This is a genomic window from Amnibacterium sp. (assembly GCF_051956055.1).
Lineage (GTDB): Bacteria > Actinomycetota > Actinomycetes > Actinomycetales > Microbacteriaceae > Amnibacterium.
In genome coordinates, this window is record NZ_JBQCGC010000051.1 from 1 (window position 1) to 18,131 (window position 18,131).

Annotated in this window: 17 protein-coding genes; 11 read left to right on the forward strand and 6 right to left on the reverse strand. The window is 73.3% G+C overall.

Going from position 1 to position 18,131, the window contains the following annotated elements:
- The first annotated feature begins 315 nt into the window (after positions 1–315).
- Positions 316–1,164, forward strand: coding sequence for a spermidine synthase (locus ACTHLI_RS07555; protein WP_440182547.1), 849 nt, complete (start codon positions 316–318; stop codon positions 1,162–1,164).
- A gap of 76 nt (positions 1,165–1,240) precedes the next feature.
- Positions 1,241–1,687, forward strand: a complete 447-nt coding sequence (locus ACTHLI_RS07560) for a SprT-like domain-containing protein (RefSeq protein ID WP_440182570.1) — start codon at positions 1,241–1,243, stop codon at positions 1,685–1,687.
- A gap of 60 nt (positions 1,688–1,747) precedes the next feature.
- On the opposite strand, the gene ACTHLI_RS07565 is transcribed toward ACTHLI_RS07560, so the two are convergent.
- The gene (locus ACTHLI_RS07565; RefSeq protein ID WP_440182548.1) at positions 1,748–2,050 is read right to left on the reverse strand and encodes a DUF427 domain-containing protein; all 303 of its coding nucleotides are present in this window, start codon (positions 2,048–2,050) and stop codon (positions 1,748–1,750) included.
- An 83-nt stretch (positions 2,051–2,133) separates the two neighbouring features.
- On the opposite strand from ACTHLI_RS07565, the gene ACTHLI_RS07570 reads away from it, so the two are divergent.
- Both ACTHLI_RS07570 and ACTHLI_RS07575 read left to right on the forward strand, forming a co-directional pair.
- Positions 2,134–3,057, forward strand: coding sequence for a phosphotransferase (locus ACTHLI_RS07570; protein ID WP_440182549.1), 924 nt, complete (start codon positions 2,134–2,136; stop codon positions 3,055–3,057).
- A 23-nt stretch (positions 3,058–3,080) separates the two neighbouring features.
- Positions 3,081–3,587, forward strand: coding sequence for a hypothetical protein (locus ACTHLI_RS07575; RefSeq protein WP_440182550.1), 507 nt, complete (start codon positions 3,081–3,083; stop codon positions 3,585–3,587).
- A 105-nt stretch (positions 3,588–3,692) separates the two neighbouring features.
- Here the strand turns inward: ACTHLI_RS07575 and ACTHLI_RS07580 are convergent, their stop codons facing one another.
- Both ACTHLI_RS07580 and ACTHLI_RS07585 read right to left on the reverse strand, forming a co-directional pair.
- On the reverse strand, positions 3,693–4,061 hold the full coding sequence (locus ACTHLI_RS07580; protein WP_440182551.1) for a hypothetical protein: 369 nt from the start codon (positions 4,059–4,061) through the stop codon (positions 3,693–3,695).
- Between the two features lie 76 nt (positions 4,062–4,137).
- Complete coding sequence (locus ACTHLI_RS07585; protein ID WP_440182552.1) at positions 4,138–4,680, reverse strand: NUDIX hydrolase family protein; 543 nt, start codon at positions 4,678–4,680, stop codon at positions 4,138–4,140.
- Between the two features lie 105 nt (positions 4,681–4,785).
- On the opposite strand from ACTHLI_RS07585, the gene ACTHLI_RS07590 reads away from it, so the two are divergent.
- From ACTHLI_RS07590 to ACTHLI_RS07610, 5 genes are all read left to right on the forward strand, one after another.
- Positions 4,786–9,417 (forward strand): ATP-dependent helicase, encoded by a 4,632-nt coding sequence (locus ACTHLI_RS07590; protein ID WP_440182553.1) that lies wholly within the window; start codon positions 4,786–4,788, stop codon positions 9,415–9,417.
- Positions 9,410–10,204, forward strand: coding sequence for a DNA-formamidopyrimidine glycosylase family protein (locus tag ACTHLI_RS07595; RefSeq protein WP_440182554.1), 795 nt, complete (start codon positions 9,410–9,412; stop codon positions 10,202–10,204). Before ACTHLI_RS07590 ends, ACTHLI_RS07595 begins: the two co-directional genes overlap by 8 nt.
- Positions 10,205–10,353: 149 nt before the next feature.
- Entirely contained in the window at positions 10,354–10,842 is a 489-nt protein-coding gene (gene ybaK, locus ACTHLI_RS07600) for a Cys-tRNA(Pro) deacylase (protein WP_440182555.1), read from the forward strand.
- Positions 10,839–11,573: an SGNH/GDSL hydrolase family protein gene (locus ACTHLI_RS07605; RefSeq protein ID WP_440182556.1), complete on the forward strand. Its 735-nt coding sequence runs from the start codon at positions 10,839–10,841 to the stop codon at positions 11,571–11,573. The genes ybaK and ACTHLI_RS07605 overlap by 4 nt, the downstream gene beginning before the upstream one ends.
- Before the next feature lie 25 nt (positions 11,574–11,598).
- Complete coding sequence (locus tag ACTHLI_RS07610) at positions 11,599–12,204, forward strand: dihydrofolate reductase family protein (protein ID WP_440182557.1); 606 nt, start codon at positions 11,599–11,601, stop codon at positions 12,202–12,204.
- 48 nt (positions 12,205–12,252) lie between these two features.
- Here the strand turns inward: ACTHLI_RS07610 and ACTHLI_RS07615 are convergent, their stop codons facing one another.
- On the reverse strand, positions 12,253–14,265 hold the full coding sequence (locus ACTHLI_RS07615; protein WP_440182558.1) for an FUSC family protein: 2,013 nt from the start codon (positions 14,263–14,265) through the stop codon (positions 12,253–12,255).
- Positions 14,266–14,582: 317 nt separating this feature from the next.
- Between ACTHLI_RS07615 and ACTHLI_RS07620 the strand changes: the two genes are divergently transcribed.
- Together ACTHLI_RS07620 and ACTHLI_RS07625 are read left to right on the forward strand one after the other, a co-directional pair.
- Positions 14,583–15,344: an SDR family NAD(P)-dependent oxidoreductase gene (locus ACTHLI_RS07620; RefSeq protein WP_440182559.1), complete on the forward strand. Its 762-nt coding sequence runs from the start codon at positions 14,583–14,585 to the stop codon at positions 15,342–15,344.
- Positions 15,345–15,384: 40 nt separating this feature from the next.
- A complete protein-coding gene (locus ACTHLI_RS07625) occupies positions 15,385–15,861 on the forward strand; it encodes a MarR family winged helix-turn-helix transcriptional regulator (RefSeq protein ID WP_440182560.1) in 477 nt (158 codons plus the stop codon).
- A gap of 93 nt (positions 15,862–15,954) precedes the next feature.
- Here ACTHLI_RS07625 and ACTHLI_RS07630 read toward each other — a convergent pair whose 3' ends face one another.
- Together ACTHLI_RS07630 and ACTHLI_RS07635 are read right to left on the reverse strand one after the other, a co-directional pair.
- Complete coding sequence (locus tag ACTHLI_RS07630) at positions 15,955–17,304, reverse strand: glycoside hydrolase family 32 protein (protein WP_440182561.1); 1,350 nt, start codon at positions 17,302–17,304, stop codon at positions 15,955–15,957.
- Positions 17,301–18,092, reverse strand: coding sequence for a carbohydrate ABC transporter permease (locus tag ACTHLI_RS07635; RefSeq protein WP_440182562.1), 792 nt, complete (start codon positions 18,090–18,092; stop codon positions 17,301–17,303). The genes ACTHLI_RS07630 and ACTHLI_RS07635 overlap by 4 nt, the downstream gene beginning before the upstream one ends.
- Positions 18,093–18,131: the final 39 nt, after the last annotated feature.

The window sequence follows — 18,131 nt, forward strand, 5'->3', positions numbered from 1 at the left end:
GGGTTCCAGCGGTCCGGCTCGAGGGTCGCCACCCGGCCGCCGGACAGGAGCACCGAATCCGATCTCGCCACGCAGCGACCCTAGGCCCGCCCCGCCGGAGGACGCCGCGGAGCCGCCCGGACGACGCCGCGGCCGAGTCCCCTTCGTCGGTCCGGAGGTACCGGCGGCAAGCGCGCCGGTAGCCGGAAAGAAGAAGTGGCCGCCCCGGGGTGCCCCGCCCGCTTTTTGTTCTTTTTGCCTTTGGGCGCGCGGGCCCCCGGACCCCCCCACCCCACGAAGGGGAGGCGCCGATCGGGCGGGGCCTAGGGTCGCTGCGTGGCGAGATCGGATTCGGTGCTCCTGTCCGGCGGCCGGGTGGCGACCCTCGAGCCGGACCGCTGGAACCCGGCCCGTGTCGAGCTCGTGGTCGACGGGACGCCGCAGTCGAGCGTGAACCCGACCGACCCGACCGACCTCGCGTTCGAGTACGTCGAGCGGATCGGGCACGTCATCGACCGCATCGGCGATCCCGGCGCCCCGCTCACCGCGGTGCACTTCGGGGCGGGCGCGCTGACCATCCCCCGCTACGTCGCCTGGACGCGGCCGGGCTCCCGGCAGCAGGTGATCGAGCTCGAACCCGCGCTCGTCGACTTCGTGCGGGAGCGCCTCCCCCTCCCCCGGGGCGCCTCCATCCGAGTGCGGTACGGCGACGCGCGCGAGATGGCGTCGAAGCTGCCGGCCGGGCTGCAGGGCAGCTGCGACCTCGTCGTCGTGGACGTGTTCGCGGGCGCGACGATCCCGGCGCCGGTCACGACGGTCGAGTTCTACCGGCTGGCCGCAGGGCTGCTGAACGAGCACGGGGTGCTCGCGGTGAACGTCGCCGACGGCGCGGGGCTGCCGTTCGCGCGCGGGCAGATGGCCACGGTCGCGGCCGTCCTACCGCACGTCGCGGTGCTCGCCGAGGCGCAGGTCATGAAGGGTCGCCGCTTCGGTAACCTCGTGCTCGTCGGCACGCGCGACGACGCGCTGCTCGAATGGCTGCCACGGCTCGTCGCGGCTGGTCCGCATCCGGCGCAGGCGGTGGCCGGTGAGGAGCTCGACCGCGTGATCCGCGGCGCCGCGGTCGTCACCGACGAGACCGCCCAGCCCTCCCCGGAGCCGGGCCGCGGCATCTTCTCCCGCTGACCCCCTCTTCTCGCTCCGGGCGGAGGTCGGAGCCGGGACGTAGCCTCCCGGCGTGCTCGCTCCCGACGTGACCCGGATGGCCGAGGCGCTCATCGCTGCCCACCTCCCGGGCCGCGGGTGGACGTTCGGCTTCGACCGCGCGGTCCGGCGCGCGGGCGCCTGCCATCACGCCGACCGCCGCATCACCCTCTCCCGGCACCTCGCCGAGGGGGCGGAGGCGGAGGAGGTGCGGCAGGTGCTGCTGCACGAGATCGCGCACGCCCTCGCCGGGCACCGCGCGGCGCACGGCCCGCGCTGGCGCGCCCGCGCCGCTGCGCTCGGCTACACCGGCTCCCGTCTGCACGACCGGCCGATCGCGGAGGAGCGCGCGACCTGGATCGGTGCGTGCCCCGCCGGCCACGAGCACCGGAGGTTCCGCCGCCCGACGCGCGAGACCTCCTGCGGCCTGTGCTCGCGGCGCTTCAGTCGCGACGCGCTCATCACCTGGCGCCCCGCAGACGCTGCGGGGGCCCTCCGCGGCTGATGGGGCGGTGCGCGCACCCCCGTCTGCCGCGGCGAGCCCCCGCAGGGCGGATGACCCGGGTCAGTCGGTGACCCGGACCTCCTTCCAGAACGCGACGTAGTCGCTGAAGTCCTTGCCCACGCGCTCGATGCCGCTCGCGTACGGGGTGGGGTAGCTCCACGCACGGTCCTGCAGCCGCTGGCCGTCGACCGCCACGGTGAAGTACTGGCACTCGCCCTTCCACGGGCACGTGTACGGGGTGGGGCTCTTCTCGAGCAGCTCGCTCTTCACGCTCGACGGCGGGAAGTACCAGTTCCCCTCGATCGAGATCAGGTCCTCCTTCGGGGCCTCCGCGATCACGGTGTCGCCGACCACTGCCTTCATGTCGTCCTCCTCCTGACGGGTTCTCGTCGGTGCGAACCCCGGCGGCACCGACCGCATTCCTGCTCGGCCGCGAGAATGGGCCCGTGCAGCGCAGCTCGCCGCGGCCCGCATGGGCAGAACTCCCCGCCGACCTCCACGGAGCGGTGGAAGCGCTGCTCGGCGCGCGGGTGGTCGCGGCGTCCAGCCGACCCGGAGGCTGGTCCCCCGGGACGGCGGACGTCCTCCTGCTCGACGACGGGCGCCGCGCCTTCGTGAAGACGGCGAGCGCCGCGGTGAACGCCACGACGGTCGACATGCACCGACGGGAGGCGGCGGTGCTGGCCGCCCTCGACGCCTCCGGGGTCGCACCGCGACTGCTCGGAGCGGTCGAGCGGGACGGGTGGATCGCGGTCGCCGTGGAGCACGTCGAGGGCCGGCACCCGGACCCCCGGTCGGAGGAGGACACCGCGGCCGTGCTCGACGCGGTCGCGGCACTGCCGGATCCCGTGCCCGCCGCGGTGCCACCGGCCGCCGCCGATGCGCGGGGCGAGCTGGAGGCGGCCGCGCGCGGGTGGTCCGCGGTGGCGGAGTCCGGCGCCGAGCAGGTGCCAGGCGGCCTGCGCACCGCGCAGCGACTGCGCGAGCTCGCCGCCGGCGCCGGCGCCGCGGTGGACGGCGAGGGCCTGGTGCACCTGGACCTCCGGCCCGACAACATCCTCGTGCTGCCGGACGGTCGCGCTCGAATCGTCGACTGGCCCAACGCGGTGCGCGGCGCCGCCTGGCTGGACGCGCTCACCTACCTCCTGGACGTCAGGCGCGTCGGCGGCGACGTCCACCTGCGGCACGCCGTGCTCGTCGACGTGCCGCCGGCCTCGATCGACGCGGTCCTCGCCGCGCTCGCCGGCTACTTCTTCTCCGCGGCGCTCCGCCCCGAACCTCCGACGATGGCGGGCATCAGGGCGTTCCAGCGCGTGGAGGGCGAAGCGGCCGTCGACTGGCTGCGGGCTCGGCGACCCGAGCTGCGCTGAGGCGGGGCCGCGATACTGGCGGCATGCGCATGGTCGTGATGCTGAAGGAGCGCCTCGACTGCTCGCCCGAGGCGGCATGGCGGGCGTTGCAGTCGCCGACGGTGATGCGGGAGGCGGCAGGACCGTGGCTCTCGTACGCCTCGGGCGAGGACGGCGGCTTCCCGGCGCGCTGGGAGCCGGGCGACCACCCGGTCTCGCTGCTCGCCGCGGGGTTCGTGCCGTTCGGCGACCAGGACATCTCGATCTCGCTCGACACCACCACGCACGAGGGGGTGCGGATCGTGCGGGACGCGGGCCGCGGCACCGACGGCCTCCCCGCGCTGATCCGCAGCTGGTACCACCGCATGGCCGTCTCGCCGCACCCCGACGACCCCACCGCCACGCTCTACCGCGACCGTCTCGAGTTCGACGCCGGCCCGCTCACGCCCGGCCTGTGGGCGGGACTCTGGCCGTTGTGGCAGTGGAGGGGCCTGCGGCTGAAGCAGCTCGCCCCCGGCTTCGACGAGGAGCGCGTCTCCGACGCAGCGTGAGCGTCGCGGATCCGGAGATCCTCGGCGACACCCCGCGGGCGGGCCTCCGGTCCCGGCGTGTCGCGGAGTTCTTCCGGATCGGCGAAGAGGATCCGGATCGGCGGGTCAGCCGATCTTGAGGTAGGCGACCGCTGCGGCGGCGCCGCAGACGAGCGTCGCGACGACGGTCAGCGGCAGGAGGCCGCTCTTCCGCGCGGGCTTCACGAGCAGCTCGATCAGCAGGAGCACCGTGGTCGCGATCGCCAGGTACAGGAGGGGGATCGACGTCGACACGAACGGCTGCACGGGACCGAACGCGCGCACGAAGAGCAGCAGCCCCGCGATCAGCGCGAGGACGGCGAGGACCGCGTTGCCGCCGGGCCTGCGGAACCGCGCCGCGGAGTCGATGACGGCGAGGACCGCACCTACGACCGGCAGGGCCGAACCGAGCGTGATGGAGAAGGTGGGCGCGGCGGCGGCAGCGGTCGTCAGCACGGCCCGACGCTAGCCGCGGGCCTCGACGCGGCAGCGGCGAACCGCGCAGCCGCCCCCGAAGGCGGGTCGGCGCGGGTCAGTACAGGCGACCGACCGAGGCGAGCGCGGCGCGGACGAGACCGCCGCGACCCCCCTCCATCTCGAGCGCGACCGCGTCGGCGGAAGCCTCCTCCGGCGTCATCCACGTGAGCTCCAGCGCGTCCTGCCGTGGGTCGCAGGTGCCGGTCACCGGCACGACGTACGCGAGCGCGACCGCGTGCTGGCGCTCGTCGGTGAACCGGGTCGGGCTCGGCGTCGGGAAGTACTCCGCCACCTGGAACGGCACCGGGCTCGCCGGCAGCTGCGGGAAGGCCATCGGGCCGAGGTCCTTCTCGAGGTGCCGGAACAGCGCATCGCGCAGGGTCTCGCCGTACAGCACGCGTCCGGACACGATCGTGCGGGCGATCGTGCCGCTCGGCCCGACCCGGAGGAGCAGACCCACCTCCGTCACGCGCCCCATGCCGTCCGTCCGGACGGGGACCGCCTCCACGTACAGCAGGGGGAGGCGCTGACGGATCGCCGCCAGCTCCTCATCGCCGAGCCATCCCGGGTTCGGGTCGGGCGTGCGCACGCTGCTCATGCCCCTTTTCTACTCGGCGGTCCTCCGTCCCGGGCGGGATCGCCGCGAACGGGGGCCGCGCTCGCACCGGAGTGTCGGCGGGCGGAGGCAGAATCCTTCCCCACCATGCCCTCCGTCCTCGATGCGTTCGGCGCCGCGACCCGCGAGTGGTTCGTGGGCGCCTTCCGCGCGCCCACGCCGGCGCAGGAGGGTGCCTGGGCCGCGATCGCCAAGGGGCAGCACGCGCTGGTCGTGGCGCCGACCGGCTCCGGCAAGACCCTCGCCTCGTTCCTGTGGGCCATCGACCGACTCGCGAACCGCCCCGCCGACACCGGATCCGGTACCCGCGTGCTCTACATCTCGCCGTTGAAGGCGCTCGGCGTGGACGTCGAACGGAATCTCAGGAGCCCGCTCGTCGGCGTCACGCAGACCGCGAAGCGGCTCGGGCAGACCCCGCCGCCGATTCGGGTGGGCGTGCGATCCGGCGACACGAGCCAGGCGGAGCGGCGACAGCTCTCGAACGATCCGCCCGAGATCCTCATCACCACTCCCGAATCCCTCTTCCTGATGCTGACGTCCGCGGCGCGCGAGACGCTCACCACCGTCGACACGGTCATCGTCGACGAGGTGCACGCCGTCGCCGCCACGAAGCGCGGATCGCACCTCGCGCTCTCGCTCGAGCGCCTCGACGCGATGCTCGAGCGTCCCGCGCAGCGCATCGGCCTCTCCGCCACGGTGCGTCCGGTGGAGGAGGTCGCGCGCTTCCTCGGCGGCCGCTCCCCCGTGACGATCGTCGCGCCGAAGGCGCAGAAGACCTTCGATCTGACGGTGGTGGTGCCCGTCGAGGACATGTCCGACCCGGATCTCGGCAGCGGATGGCCCGACGGGGGCGATGCCGACGGGCAACCGCACGAGGGCAGCGCCGCCCAGGACGTGTTCGACCCGGACGACCCGCTGCCCCAGCGCACCGGATCGATGTGGCCGTACGTGGAGTCCGCGATCACCGATCTCGTGCTCGAGCACCGGTCGTCGATCGTGTTCACGAACTCCAGGAGGCAGGCGGAGCGGCTGACCGCCCGGCTGAACGAGGAGTACCAGGAGCGGCTCGAGGCGGCCGAGCAGGTCGAGCAGCCCGAACTGACGAGTGCCCTCGCCGCGCGCGGGGTGCCCGCCCCGGCCGCGATCATGGCGGCGTCCGGCTCGACCCGCGGCGCGAAGGAGGTGCTCGCGCGGGCGCACCACGGCTCCGTCTCGAAGGAGCAGCGCGGCGTCATCGAGGACGACCTGAAGTCCGGACGGCTGCGCTGCGTCGTCGCGACCTCGAGCCTCGAGCTCGGCATCGACATGGGCGCCGTCGACCTCGTCGTGCAGGTCGGTGCGCCGCCGTCGGTGGCGAGCGGCCTGCAGCGCATCGGGCGTGCCGGTCACCAGGTCGGGGAGATCAGCACCGGAGTCGTGTTCCCGGTCCACCAGGCCGACCTGATCCACGCAGCGGTGGCCACGGACCGGATGCTGAAGGGCGAGATCGAGTCGCTGCGCGTGCCCGCCAACCCGCTCGACGTCCTCGCGCAGCAGACCGTCGCCGCGTGCGCGAACGACGAGCTCGAGGTGGAGGCGTGGTTCGACACGGTGCGGAGGTCCGCACCCTTCGCCGCGCTCCCGCGCTCGGCGTACGAGGCGGTCCTCGATCTGCTCGCGGGCCGCTACCCCTCGGACGAGTTCGCCGAGCTGCGTCCGCGCATCGTCTGGGACCGCGACGCGGGGACGATCGCGGGGCGCCCGGGTGCGCAGCGGCTCGCCGTCACCTCCGGCGGCACGATCCCCGACCGCGGGCTGTTCGGCGTGTTCCTGGTCTCCGGAGGCGAGGGGGGCGGCAACCGGGTCGGCGAGCTCGACGAGGAGATGGTCTACGAGTCCCGCGTCGGCGACGTGTTCAGTCTCGGGGCCACCAGCTGGCGCATCCAGGAGATCACGCACGACCGGGTGCTGGTGCTCCCCGCGTTCGGGGAGCCCGGGCGCGTGCCGTTCTGGAAGGGCGACGGGCTCGGGCGCCCGGCGGAGCTCGGCCGCGCGGTCGGTGCCTTCCAGCGAGAGCTCGCCGCCGCCAAGGACGAGGAGGCCGCGGCCGTCGCCGCGCGCATCGGTCTCGATCGCCGGGCGGCGACGAACCTCCTCCGGTTCATCCGGGATCAGGCCGACGCGACCGGCGCGGTGCCCTCGGATCGGACCCTGGTGCTCGAGCGCTTCCGCGACGAGCTCGGCGACTGGCGCATCGTGCTGCATTCCCCGTTCGGCATGCAGGTGCACGCGCCGTGGGCGCTGGCGGTCGGCGCGCGGCTCGCCGAGCGGTACGGCATCGAGAACGGCGCCATGGCCGCGGACGACGGGGTCGTGCTGCGGGTACCCGACACCGATGCGGAGCCGCCGGGCGCGGACCTCTTCCTCTTCGAGCCGGACGAGCTCGATCAGCTCGTCACGAGCGAGGTCACGTCCTCCGCGATCTTCGCCTCGCGCTTCCGGGAGTGCGCGGCCCGCGCCCTGCTGCTCCCCCGCTACAACCCGGGCCGCCGGTCGCCGCTCTGGCAGCAGCGTCAGCGGGCGAGCCAGCTGCTGGACGTCGCGAAGAAGTACCCGACCTTCCCCATCATCTTCGAGACGATCCGCGAGGTCCTGCAGGACGTGTACGACCTGCCGTCGCTCAAGGAGCTCGCCGCCGGGCTGGAGGCGCGGGCGATCCTGATCGTCGAGGTCGAGACGCCGACCGCATCGCCGTTCGCGCGCAGCCTGCTGTTCAGCTACGTCGGCGCCTTCCTGTACGAGGGTGACAGTCCACTTGCGGAGCGGAAGGCGCAGGCGCTCGCACTCGACTCGACGCTGCTGTCGGAGCTGCTCGGCCGGGTCGAGCTGCGCGAGCTGCTCGACCCGGCGGTGGTCGAGTCGACCGAGCGCGAGCTGCAACGGCTGGCGGCCGACCGGCGCCTCTCCGGGATCGAGGGCGCGGCGGACCTCCTCCGCCTGCTCGGTCCGCTCACCGTCGACGAGCTCGCGGCCCGGCTCGAGGTGGGAGGCGTGCCGGCGACGGCCGAGCAGGCCGCCGCGTTCGCGGCGGAGCTCGTCACCGCCCACCGCGCGATCACCGCCTCCTGGGCCGGCGAGGACTGGATCGCCGGCATCGAGGACGCGAGCCGGCTCCGGGACGCCCTCGGCGTCCCCCTCCCGATCGGGGTCCCGTTCGCGTTCGTGGAACCCGTCGCCGACCCGCTCGGCGATCTGGTCGGGCGGTACGCCCGCACCCACGCGCCGTTCACGGCGGCGGCGGCCGCGCTGCGGCTCGGGCTCGGCGTCGCGGTGGTCACGGACACCCTCCGGCGACTCGCCGACGAGCGCCGGGTCACCGAGGGCGAGTTCCGGCCGGGCGGCACCGGCACCGAGTGGTGCGACGTCGAGGTGCTCCGCCGGTTGCGGCGCCGGTCGCTCGCGGCCCTCCGCAAGGAGGTCGAACCGGTCGAGCAGGCCGCCTTCGCCCGGTTCCTGCCCGAGTGGCAGCACGTCGGACAGAAGGCGCTCCGCGGGGTGGACGGCGTCGCCACGGTCATCGAGCAGCTCGCGGGGGTCCCGGTGCCGGCGTCCGCCTGGGAGTCGCTGATCCTGCCCGCCCGGGTCCGCGACTACTCGCCCGCGATGCTCGACGAGCTCACCGCGACCGGTGAGGTCGTGTGGTCCGGCACGGGTCGCCTCGCCGGCAACGACGGCTGGGTGGCCCTGCACCTCGCCGATGCGCTCCCGGTCACCCTGCAGGCGCTCGAGGAGGGCGACCGCACCCCCCTGGAGCAGGAGGTGCTCGCGACGCTCGGGGGCGGCGGCGCCTTCTTCTTCCGCCAGCTCGCGGACACCGTCGGTGTCGCGAACGACGACGCGCTCACGACGGCGCTCTGGAACCTGGTCTGGGACGGGCTCGTCACGAACGACACCTTCGCGCCGGTGCGCGCGCTGACGGGGAGCGGGCACACGGCCCACCGCACGCAGCGCCGGGCACCCCGCGCCCGCGGCTACCGCGGCCGCGGACGCCCCGCGCTGCCCGTGCGATCCGGGCCGCCCGTCGCAGCCGGGCGGTGGGCGATCCTCCCGCTGCCGGAGTCGGACCCGACCGTGCGGGCCGCGGCGACCGCGGAGGTGCTGCTCGACCGGTACGGCGTCGTCACCCGCGGCGCCGTGCAGGCGGAGGGCGTGCCGGGCGGCTTCGCGCTCGTCTACAAGACCCTGGCAGCGCTCGAGGAGGCGGGCAGGGCGAGGCGCGGCTACTTCGTCGAGCATCTCGGTGCGGCCCAGTTCTCGACCGCCGGCACCGTCGACCGGCTGCGGAAGCACACCCGGGAGGCGGGCGCGGAGACCGACGACCCGACGGTGCTGGTGCTCGCCGCGACCGATCCCGCGAACCCGTACGGCGCCGCGCTGCCGTGGCCGGAGGGCGAGGGCCACCGGCCCGGCCGGAAGGCGGGGGCGCTCGTTGTGCTCGTCGACGGCGAGCTCGCCGCCTACGTCGAGCGCGGCGGCCGGACGGTCCTGCTCCTCCAGGACGACGAGGCGTCGCGACGCCGGACGGCGGAGGGGCTGGCCGCGCTCGTGCGCTCCGGCGGCGTGCCCCAGCTCGTCGTCGAGAAGGTGGACGGGGCGTTCGCGCTCGGGAGCCCGTTCGGCAAGGTCCTCGAGGCGGCGGGCTTCGCGGCGACACCGAAGGGGCTGCGACTCCGTGCCTGAGGGGGACACGGTCTACCGCACGGCCCACAACCTGCACGCCGCCCTGGCCGGGGAGCTGCTGACCGCGTGCGACGTCCGGGTGCCGAAGTTCGCCACTGTGGATCTGACCGGGGAACGGGTCGGATCCGTGGCGAGCCGCGGCAAGCACCTCCTGCTCCGCACCGACACGGCGCTGATCCACTCCCATCTGAAGATGGAGGGTGCCTGGCACCTGTACCGGCCGGGTTCGCGGTGGCGGCGACCCGCGTTCGAGGCCCGCATCGTGCTCGGTACCGAGCCGTGGCAGGCGGTCGGGTTCGCCCTCGGCACGCTCGAGGTGCTCCCGCGGGGGGCGGAGGAGGACGTCGTCGGGTACCTCGGACCGGACCTGCTCGGCCCGGACTGGGACGCCGAGGAGGCGGTGCGCCGCATCGAGGCCGATCCCGGTCGCCCGATCGGGCTCGCGCTGCTCGACCAGCGCAACCTCGCCGGCGTCGGGAACGTGTACCGGAACGAGCTCTGCTTCCTCCGGGGCGTGCTCCCCACCCGCCCGGTGGCCGAGGTGCCCGACCTCCCGCGCATGGTCGATCTGGCGAAGCGGACGCTCGAGGCCAACAAGAACCGCGTGGAGCGCACGCTGACCGGCGACACCCGCGCGGGTCGGCAGGACTGGGTCTACGGGCGCGCGGGACGGCCGTGCCGCCGCTGCGGGACGCGCATCCTCGGCGGCACGCTCGGCGACCCCGTGCAGCCGGGGCGGGGTGCGATGGACCGCGAGATCTTCTGGTGCCCGCGCTGCCAGACCTGACCCAGCCTCGGAGCCCCATCCCGGCGGGGAGCACGACAGCAGGAACGACGGAGCACGACAGCAGGAACGATCCGCGACGGCAGGAACGGATCGCCGGTTCCTTCCTGCCGTGGCGAGTTCTTCCTGCTGACGTGCTCGAGGATCGGAGGATGAGCAGGAGGGCGCCGACGACCGCGGCGACGCAGGCGCTGGACCGACTCGGCGTCTCCTACGTCGCCCACCCGTACGCGCACGACGCGGCGGCCGACGGCTACGGGGCGGAGGCGGCCCGCGAGCTCGGTGTCCCGCCCGAGCGGGTGTTCAAGACGCTGGTCGTGGAGGCGGACGGCCGCCTCGCCGTGGCGGTGGTGCCGGTGTCGTCGATGCTCGACCTGAAGGCGCTGGCGGCCGTGCTGGGCGCCAAGCGCGCGACGATGGCGGCACCGGAGACGGCCGAGCGCCGGACCGGGTACGTCGTCGGCGGCATCAGCCCGGTCGGTCAGCGCACCCGGCTGCCGCTGGTGCTCGACACGAGCGCGGAGGCGTTCCCGACCGTGTTCGTCTCCGGTGGCCGGAGGGGCTTCGACATCGAGCTGGCGCCGGCGGACCTCCTCGCCGCGACCGACGGCCGGCTGGCGGCGATCGGGGCGCTGCGGTGAGGCGCGGACTGCTGCTCGGCGCGGCGCTCGCAGGCGCCGCGGGGTACGGCGTCTGGCTCGCGCGGCACCGCGCGGCCTGGACGGTCCTGCTCACGAACCGCATCCCCGCGCATCACGTGTACTGGGGCGAGCGCGGGCGGGCGGACCCGGAGGCGGTGCTCTACGTCGCGCTCGGCGATTCGGCGGCGCTCGGGCTGGGTGCCTCGAAGCCCGAGCGCGGCTACGTCGGCATCGTCGCGGCCGAGATCGGGCGGCTCACCGGGCGCCGCGTGCGCGTCCGGAACCTCGCGATCGACGGCGCGACCTGCGCCGTCGTGCTCGCGGACGAGCTGCACCGGCTCCCGAAGACCACGCCCCTCGTCTGCACGCTCGACGTCGGCGCGAACGACGTGTGGTCCTTCGCGCCGGCCCGTTTCCGCGACGAGCTGGACCGCATCTGCGCCGCGCTGCCGCCCGGCACGATCGTCGCGGACCTCCCCAGCTTCTCCCCAATCCCCATCGGCGGCCGCGCGCGGGAGGCGAACCGCATCGTGCACGAGGTCGTGGCCGCGCACGGGCTGACCCTCGCTCCGCTGCACGAACGGACCCGGCGCGGCGGCCCGATCATCGCGGTGCGCAACGCGGCCGGCGACCTCTTCCATCCGAACGACCGCGGGCACCGCGTCTGGGCGGAGGCGTTCCTGCCCGCGGTGCGCGCCCGGATCCGGGCGGCCGGCGCCCTCGCCGACTAGGTTTCGGGGGAACCGGAGGAGCGCGATGGGCACCATCTCGATCGACCTGTTCACGACGCTGGACGGTGTGGGTCAGGGCCCCGGCGGCCGGGGCGAGGACCCGGAGGGCGGCTTCCCGTGGAGCGGCTGGCAGGCCCCGTTCGAGGATGAGATCGTCGGTGCCGCGGTCGGCGAGCGGATCAGCGGGATCGACGCACTGCTGCTCGGCAGGCGCACGTACGACATCTGGGCGGCGTTCTGGCCGCTGCACGGGGACCACCCCATCGGCGAGCGGTTCAACCGCATCCCGAAGTACGTGGCCTCCCGCAGTCCACGGGACCTCGCCTGGGCCGGATCGACCAGGATCGGGACCGACCTGATGTCGGAGGTGCAGGCGATCCGAGCGCAACACGAGCGGGTCCACGTGATCGGGAGCCTCGATCTCGTGCAGACGCTCCTCGCCCATGAGCTCTACGACGAGCTGCTGCTGTGGGTGTACCCCGTCGTGCTCGGGCAGGGCAAGAAGGTGTTCCCGGACGGCGCCGCACCGGCGAACCTCCGGCTGCTCGCTCCCGCCGTCACCGGCGACTCCGGCGCCGTGCTGCTGCGCTACGCACCGGCCGGCGCACCGAGCACCGGCGACATCGGCTGACCGGCCGGTCGTCGCGGTTCCGGCGGCGCACGGTCCTGCGCTGATCGGTCATCTGCTGGTCGGCGGCCCGGTGAGGATGCGCCGTGCTCCGAGGAGGTCCCCCGCGACGTGCCTCAGGATCCCCGTGTCGGGCAGCGGGAGATCGACGGGTGGCCGCTGCTCTCGGACCGCGGAGGCGAGATCGCGCAGCCCACGTGACACGCGCTGCACGTCCGGCCCGATCGAGGTGTCCGGCACCCGAGCGTCCAGGACCGCGGCGTCCCGCAGGTCCTCCGCGGTCTGCTCCAGCTGCGCGACCAGGGGGAACCAGTTGGCCGCCGCACGAGCCTGCCGTGTCGGCTCGGCCAGCAGACTCTGCAGGTCGGACCGCACGTCGGAGAGCGCCCCGAACGCGCGGCGCCGTACCGGGCCGATGACCGAGCTCGTCCCGCCGCTGAACGCGACGTCGGCGTACTCCGCGATCGCCTCGATGCTGTCGGCGATCTGGCGACCGAGCTTCGGGCGCCACGTGCCGGGCCAGAGCAGGTACCCGACGACGAGCACGGTGGCGGCACCGAGCACGGTGTCGAGCAGACGGTCCGCGGCGATCCCGTCGACGCCGCCGCCGGCGAAGTCGATCAGGATCAGCACGAGCGGGGTGATGAACGTCGAGAGCATGCCGTAGTTCCGGCTCGCACCGAGTGGGAAGAGCAGCGAGAAGCACGCCACCGGCAGGAGCAGCCACGGCCCGTGCGGGACGAGCGCGATGACGGCCGCCCCGATCAGCACCCCGATGAGCGTGCCCAGCGTGCGCTGCACCCCTCTCGCGAACACCGAACCGAAATCGGGCTTGAGCACGACGGCGACCGTGAGCAGCACCCAGTACGACCGGGGAAGGGGCAGCAGCTGCACCAGGGCCTCCGCCACCATGAGGGTGATCGCGAGGCGGGCCGCGAACACCCAGGTCTTGCGGCCCGCCAACGCGTCCGTGACGGAGCCGACCCAGCCCGATCGACCGTGCGACCGCGCGTCCGACGGCGCCGGCGGGACGCGGCCGAGTGCGATCGCGGCGGTGACCGTGGGGAGCGCGGCCGGGCGGACGAGCCCGTCGCTCGAGCGGTTCAGATGCGCGACGGCGCGCGCGAGCGCGGACGCGGTCGGGTTCTCCGCCGCCTGCTCGGCGGTCGGGAGCGTCGGAAGCGCGGCGGCCGGTCTGCCGCTCGCGATGCTGTCCCGGAGCACCTCGAGATCGGGGATCGCGCTGGCGGGTTCGACCGGATCGGTCCGGGCGGACGCGACGGCGACCGCGGTCACGTTGGACACCGCGGAGAGCACGGCGTTCAGCCGTCGGAGGTCGCGTCGTCTGCCGGCCGAGAACGCCCGGGCGTTCGCCACCGCGTCGTACGCTCTGCCGACCGCGATCCCGACCCGGCGCCGGCCCCGCGCGACCTCGTCCTCGCGGCTGTCCGACGGCGCGTCCGACGCCATGACGCGCAGCAGCGCGATCAGCTCCTCGAGCACCGTCGCCACCGCGAGCTGCGGGCGGTCGACCTCGGGCACGACGCGCGTCTGCACGAGCGACAGCACGAGGGCCCATCCGGCGCCGACCAGGAACAGGCCGGCGAGCAGCGGCAGCGGCACCACCCGGACGGGTCCCGTGCTCACGGCGAGGTAGACGAGCAGCTGCAGCCCCGCGAACGACAGCTCCGTGGACAGCGAGCTCAGGACCGCGGACAGGACGGCGACCCCGCCGGCGATCGCGATCGCCCAGAGCCCCGAGGTCAGGAGGACGCGGCCGAGCAACAGCCCGAGGAGCCCACCCGCGACGCCGAGCAGCACGCGCCGGAGCCGCCGGGTGAAGGGACCGCCCGCGTCGCCGAACGATCCGAGCAGCGCGCCCATGGCGGCGAAACCGCCGAGCGCCCCCTGGCCGAGCGCCACGCCGGCAGCGAGCGGCGCGGTCACGGAGGCGGCGGTGCGGATCATGTTCGCCCACGGCACCGGAGCCCGCTTCGGCGCGACGACCTGCACGAACCAGTCAGGGGCGACCGGCTCGAGCACATGCAGCGTCCGGCCGATCACCCGGGACACTCCGGGGACCCCGCGTCGCCCCACCCGTGTTCTCCCTCGCCGCACCGTCGGCGGCAATCAGACCACTGCTCGGTGAGTGCGAGTTGGGACCGGTCGGCGCGGGTCGCTCGTTCAGTCGCCTTCGATGATGCGGTCGAGCCACTCGAACAGGAGCCGCCGCTCCCCGCCGGTCATCGCGGGCAACTGCTCACCGGCGACCAGGAGCAAGAGCGCCGCGGTCCCCACCGGATCGCCCGGGTTGGACTGCGCGCTGTCCGACCCTCCGGGAGGCGATTGACAGCCGTCAGGTACCTCGCGATTATTGCTAGGTGCCTAACGACATTGCTCGACTCGCTCTCATCACCGGCGCGAACCAGGGCGTCGGGCTCCGCGTCGCCGAAGAGCTCGTCTCCCACGGGACGACCGTGCTCCTCGGCGCCCGCGACCTGGCGCGCGGCCAGGCGGCCGCAGCGCGGATCGGCTCCGGAGCGATCCCCATCCGGATCGACCTGACCGACGAGGGATCGATCGCTGCGGCCGCCGCCCGCATCCGACAGGACTACGGAAGGCTCGATCTCCTGGTGAACAACGCCGCGATCGCTCAGGCGGCACGTGGCGACAGGACGCCGGACGGGAGCAGGGACCGGAACCTGGCCAGCCGCGCATCGATCTCCGAGATGCGGGCCGTGTGGAACACCAACGTCTTCGGGACCCTCGCGGTCTACCAAGCGATGCTGCCCCTGCTCCGGGAGTCCGAGGACGCCCGCATCGTGAACGTGACGAGCGGGCTGGGCTCCCTGACCGACAACGCGGACCACGCCTACCCCTACCGCTCCTACTACGGACCCGTCTACCCGGCGTCGAAGGCCGCGCTGAACGCGATCACGCTGGCGATGATGATCGAGCTGGAAGGGACCCCCGTGAAGGTCAACCTCGTCTCACCCGCCTTCACCGCGACGAACCTGAACGGGTACGCCGGAGCCGAATCCGTCGAGGACGGATCACGCGAGGTGGTCCGGGTCGCGCTGCTCGGCCCGGACGGCCCCTCCGGCACCTTCACGAGGTGGGAGGACCAGCCCATCCCCTGGTGAGACCGCCGCCCGCGCGGAGCGGCTCGACTACCGTGGCGCTGTGCCGGCGGGAGAGAGTGACGACCTCGCGCAGGAGCAGGTCGGCGCGTGGGCGAAGCGCTTCTACTACGCGGTTCGAGCCGCCAACGACGCGACCCTGCGCCCGTACGGCCTCGGCCTCACCCAATGGGCCGTCATGGAGCAGCTCGCGACCCACGGCCCGACACTGCAGCGGGACATCGCCCGCGCGCTCGAGATCGAACGGGCGACGCTCAGCACCATCGTGAGCACCCTCGTCCGGAAGGGGCTCATCGCCCAGCAGGCGGAGGCGGGTGATCAGCGGCAGCGCACGCTGACCCTGACCGCCGCCGGCGACGAGCTCTGGCGCGCGATGCCGGATCCCGTGGCGTCGGCCAGGAGGATCGCCTTCGAGGGGATCGATCCCGCGGATCGCGCTGCTGCGCGCCGTGTCCTGGCGCAGGCGACGAGTCAGCTGGAGCAGCACCTCCGGAACCCCCCGGACCGTCCTGCGACCTGACTCGGATTCAGCGGAGACCCCCCGATCGGAATCCGGCTCGGGATGCGGACCGGAGACCGGGTACTGCGCAACGATCGGGCCGAGCTCCGTCGCTCACATCAGGTCCCAGACGTCGACGTCAGCAGCTCCGTCGACACGGACCGTCCACGGCGGCGCGCTGACGGGGTAGAACCTGCAGGTCGCGACCCGCCCGGTCCCGGTGAACACCTCGAGGATCGAGCCGTCGAGGAACACTCGTACCTCACCGCTGCCGTCCTCGAAGGCACCCTCGACGGTCAGCTTGCCGCGATGCGCGCGGTCATCCGAACTCGAGTCGTCGAGGTCGATGGTCACTCGGTCGCGTGTCGGATCGAGAAGAATCCGAAAGCACTCCTCCGCGCTCCCGACACGGACGGACGAGACCGCTGCCTCGGCGGGGCTGATCGTCAGCTCCGCATGCCCCCCGATGCTCGCCTCCTGACCCGACACGAGCCGCATGTGCGTTCCCCGCCCCCTGAGGAGGTCGAGTTCAGCGGCGGGCGCGCTGAGGAGCCTCCCGTCGGGCGCGAGCCGGACCTCTCGCGGCAAGCTGATCGCGCCCGCCCAGCCCTCCTCGCGCCACCAGTCCTCGGTGCGCGCCTCGGTCACCCACCCCCAGACCAGCGGCCCCTGACCTTCCCGCCGGAGCACCGAGGGCGCATAGAAGCTGTCCCCGTCGTCGACGGGATACGCCCCCACACCTTCGAGTCGGTCGCCGCCGAGTCCCGGAAGCACGGCGAGGACCCGCATGATGCCGTTCTCCTCCGACCATGCCCCGACCAGGACGACCTCGGTTCCGTCGACGTCCGCCACCTGTGGGCACTCCCACATCGCGCCGGTGTCGACCCCATCGACGACCGTGCGCGGGAGCGACACGATCGATCCCTCGTCCTCCCAGACCTCGAGATCGGTCGACCGATAGCGCCGGACGGACGCGCGCTCGTCGGCATCGCCTTCGCCCAGGGCCATGTGCCATCCGGAAGCGGTCCGCCACACGAACGGGTCCCGGCGGACGACCGGCCCGTCAGGGTCCTCGACAGCGAGCCGGGCGGCACCGAACGACGCACCGCCGTCGGTCGACGAGGCGACGAGCGCGGACTGGAGCGGGTAGTCCCGTCGGAAGCCCGAGTAGAAGGCGAGCACCTCGCCGGAGTCGGTCAGGACGGTGTTGCCGGAGAAGCAACCGTCCCGGTCCAGACCCGTCGGCTCGGGCGTGATCGCCGCACGGTGCAGCGACCAGTCGATCAGGTTCGTGCTGCTCGCGTGCCCCCACACGACCGGGTCGGCGAGATCGGTCCCGAACCGGTACTGGAAGTAGAGGTGGGTGACGCCGTCGATCACCACGGGGCCGTTGGGGTCGTTCAGCCACCCCCGCGGCGGTCGGATGTGGAAGCGCGGCCGGTGGTGCTCGAGCCCGGCGCTCATCGGGAGGATCCCGCGGTGATGCCGGCGATGAAGTACCGCTGAGCGAAGACGAAGAGGATGACGCTGGGCAGCATGGCGAGGATGACTCCTGCGAGGACGACGGAGATGCTGCCGGTACCCAGGTTGCCCTGGAGCCCGACGAGACCGAGCGGCAGCGTGAAGTTCTGCTGGGACTGCAGGAAGATGAGGGGCCGGTAGAACTCGGCCCAGAATCCGGAGAAGTTGAGGATCGCGAGCGTCGCAACGACCGGCGCTGCCATGCGCATGTAGACGTGGCTGAAGACCTGCCACTGGTTCGCGCCATCGATCCGGGCCGCTTCGCCGAGCTCACGTGGCATCTGCATGAAGTACTGCCGGACGAGGAAGGTGCCGAATGCACTGCCGAGCGCAGGGATGACCAGGGCGAGCAGCGAGTCGGACAGCCCGAGCATCTTCACGATGACGAAGACGGGGATGATGATCGTCTGCAGCGGCACCATCATGGTTGCCAGGAACGCGCCGAAGATCGCCGTGCGTCCCGGGAATCGGATCATCGCGAACGCGTACCCGCTGAGCATGCAGGTGACCGTCTGACCGATGACGATCAGTCCGGTCACGATCACGCTGTTCACGAAGAACTGCCCGATCGGGATCTGCTTGAACACGGCGGCGTAATTCGAGAAGTCGGCTGGGATCGGCAGCCACTGCGGCGGGTTCTGGAAGGCCGCCGCCGGCGTACGGAGGGAGGTCGTCAACGTCCACAGCAGGGGCCCGAAGGCGAACATGGCGGCGATGATCAGCACGGCCATGCCGACGATCTTCCCGACGAGACGCCCGCGGGAGGCGCG

Bases quoted from the DNA above. Each gene is read 5' to 3' on its own strand.
- ACTHLI_RS07575 (WP_440182550.1), top strand. From the start codon at position 3,081: ATGCGCATGGTCGTGATGCTGAAGGAGCGCCTCGACTGCTCGCCCGAG.
- ACTHLI_RS07630 (WP_440182561.1), bottom strand. From the start codon at position 17,304: ATGAGCGCCGGGCTCGAGCACCACCGGCCGCGCTTCCACATCCGACCG.
- ACTHLI_RS07635 (WP_440182562.1), bottom strand. From the start codon at position 18,092: ATGGCCGTGCTGATCATCGCCGCCATGTTCGCCTTCGGGCCCCTGCTG.
- ACTHLI_RS07610 (WP_440182557.1), top strand. From the start codon at position 11,599: ATGGGCACCATCTCGATCGACCTGTTCACGACGCTGGACGGTGTGGGT.
- ACTHLI_RS07590 (WP_440182553.1), top strand. From the start codon at position 4,786: ATGCCCTCCGTCCTCGATGCGTTCGGCGCCGCGACCCGCGAGTGGTTC.
- ACTHLI_RS07585 (WP_440182552.1), bottom strand. From the start codon at position 4,680: ATGAGCAGCGTGCGCACGCCCGACCCGAACCCGGGATGGCTCGGCGAT.
- ybaK (WP_440182555.1), top strand. From the start codon at position 10,354: ATGAGCAGGAGGGCGCCGACGACCGCGGCGACGCAGGCGCTGGACCGA.
- ACTHLI_RS07560 (WP_440182570.1), top strand. From the start codon at position 1,241: ATGGCCGAGGCGCTCATCGCTGCCCACCTCCCGGGCCGCGGGTGGACG.
- ACTHLI_RS07565 (WP_440182548.1), bottom strand. From the start codon at position 2,050: ATGAAGGCAGTGGTCGGCGACACCGTGATCGCGGAGGCCCCGAAGGAG.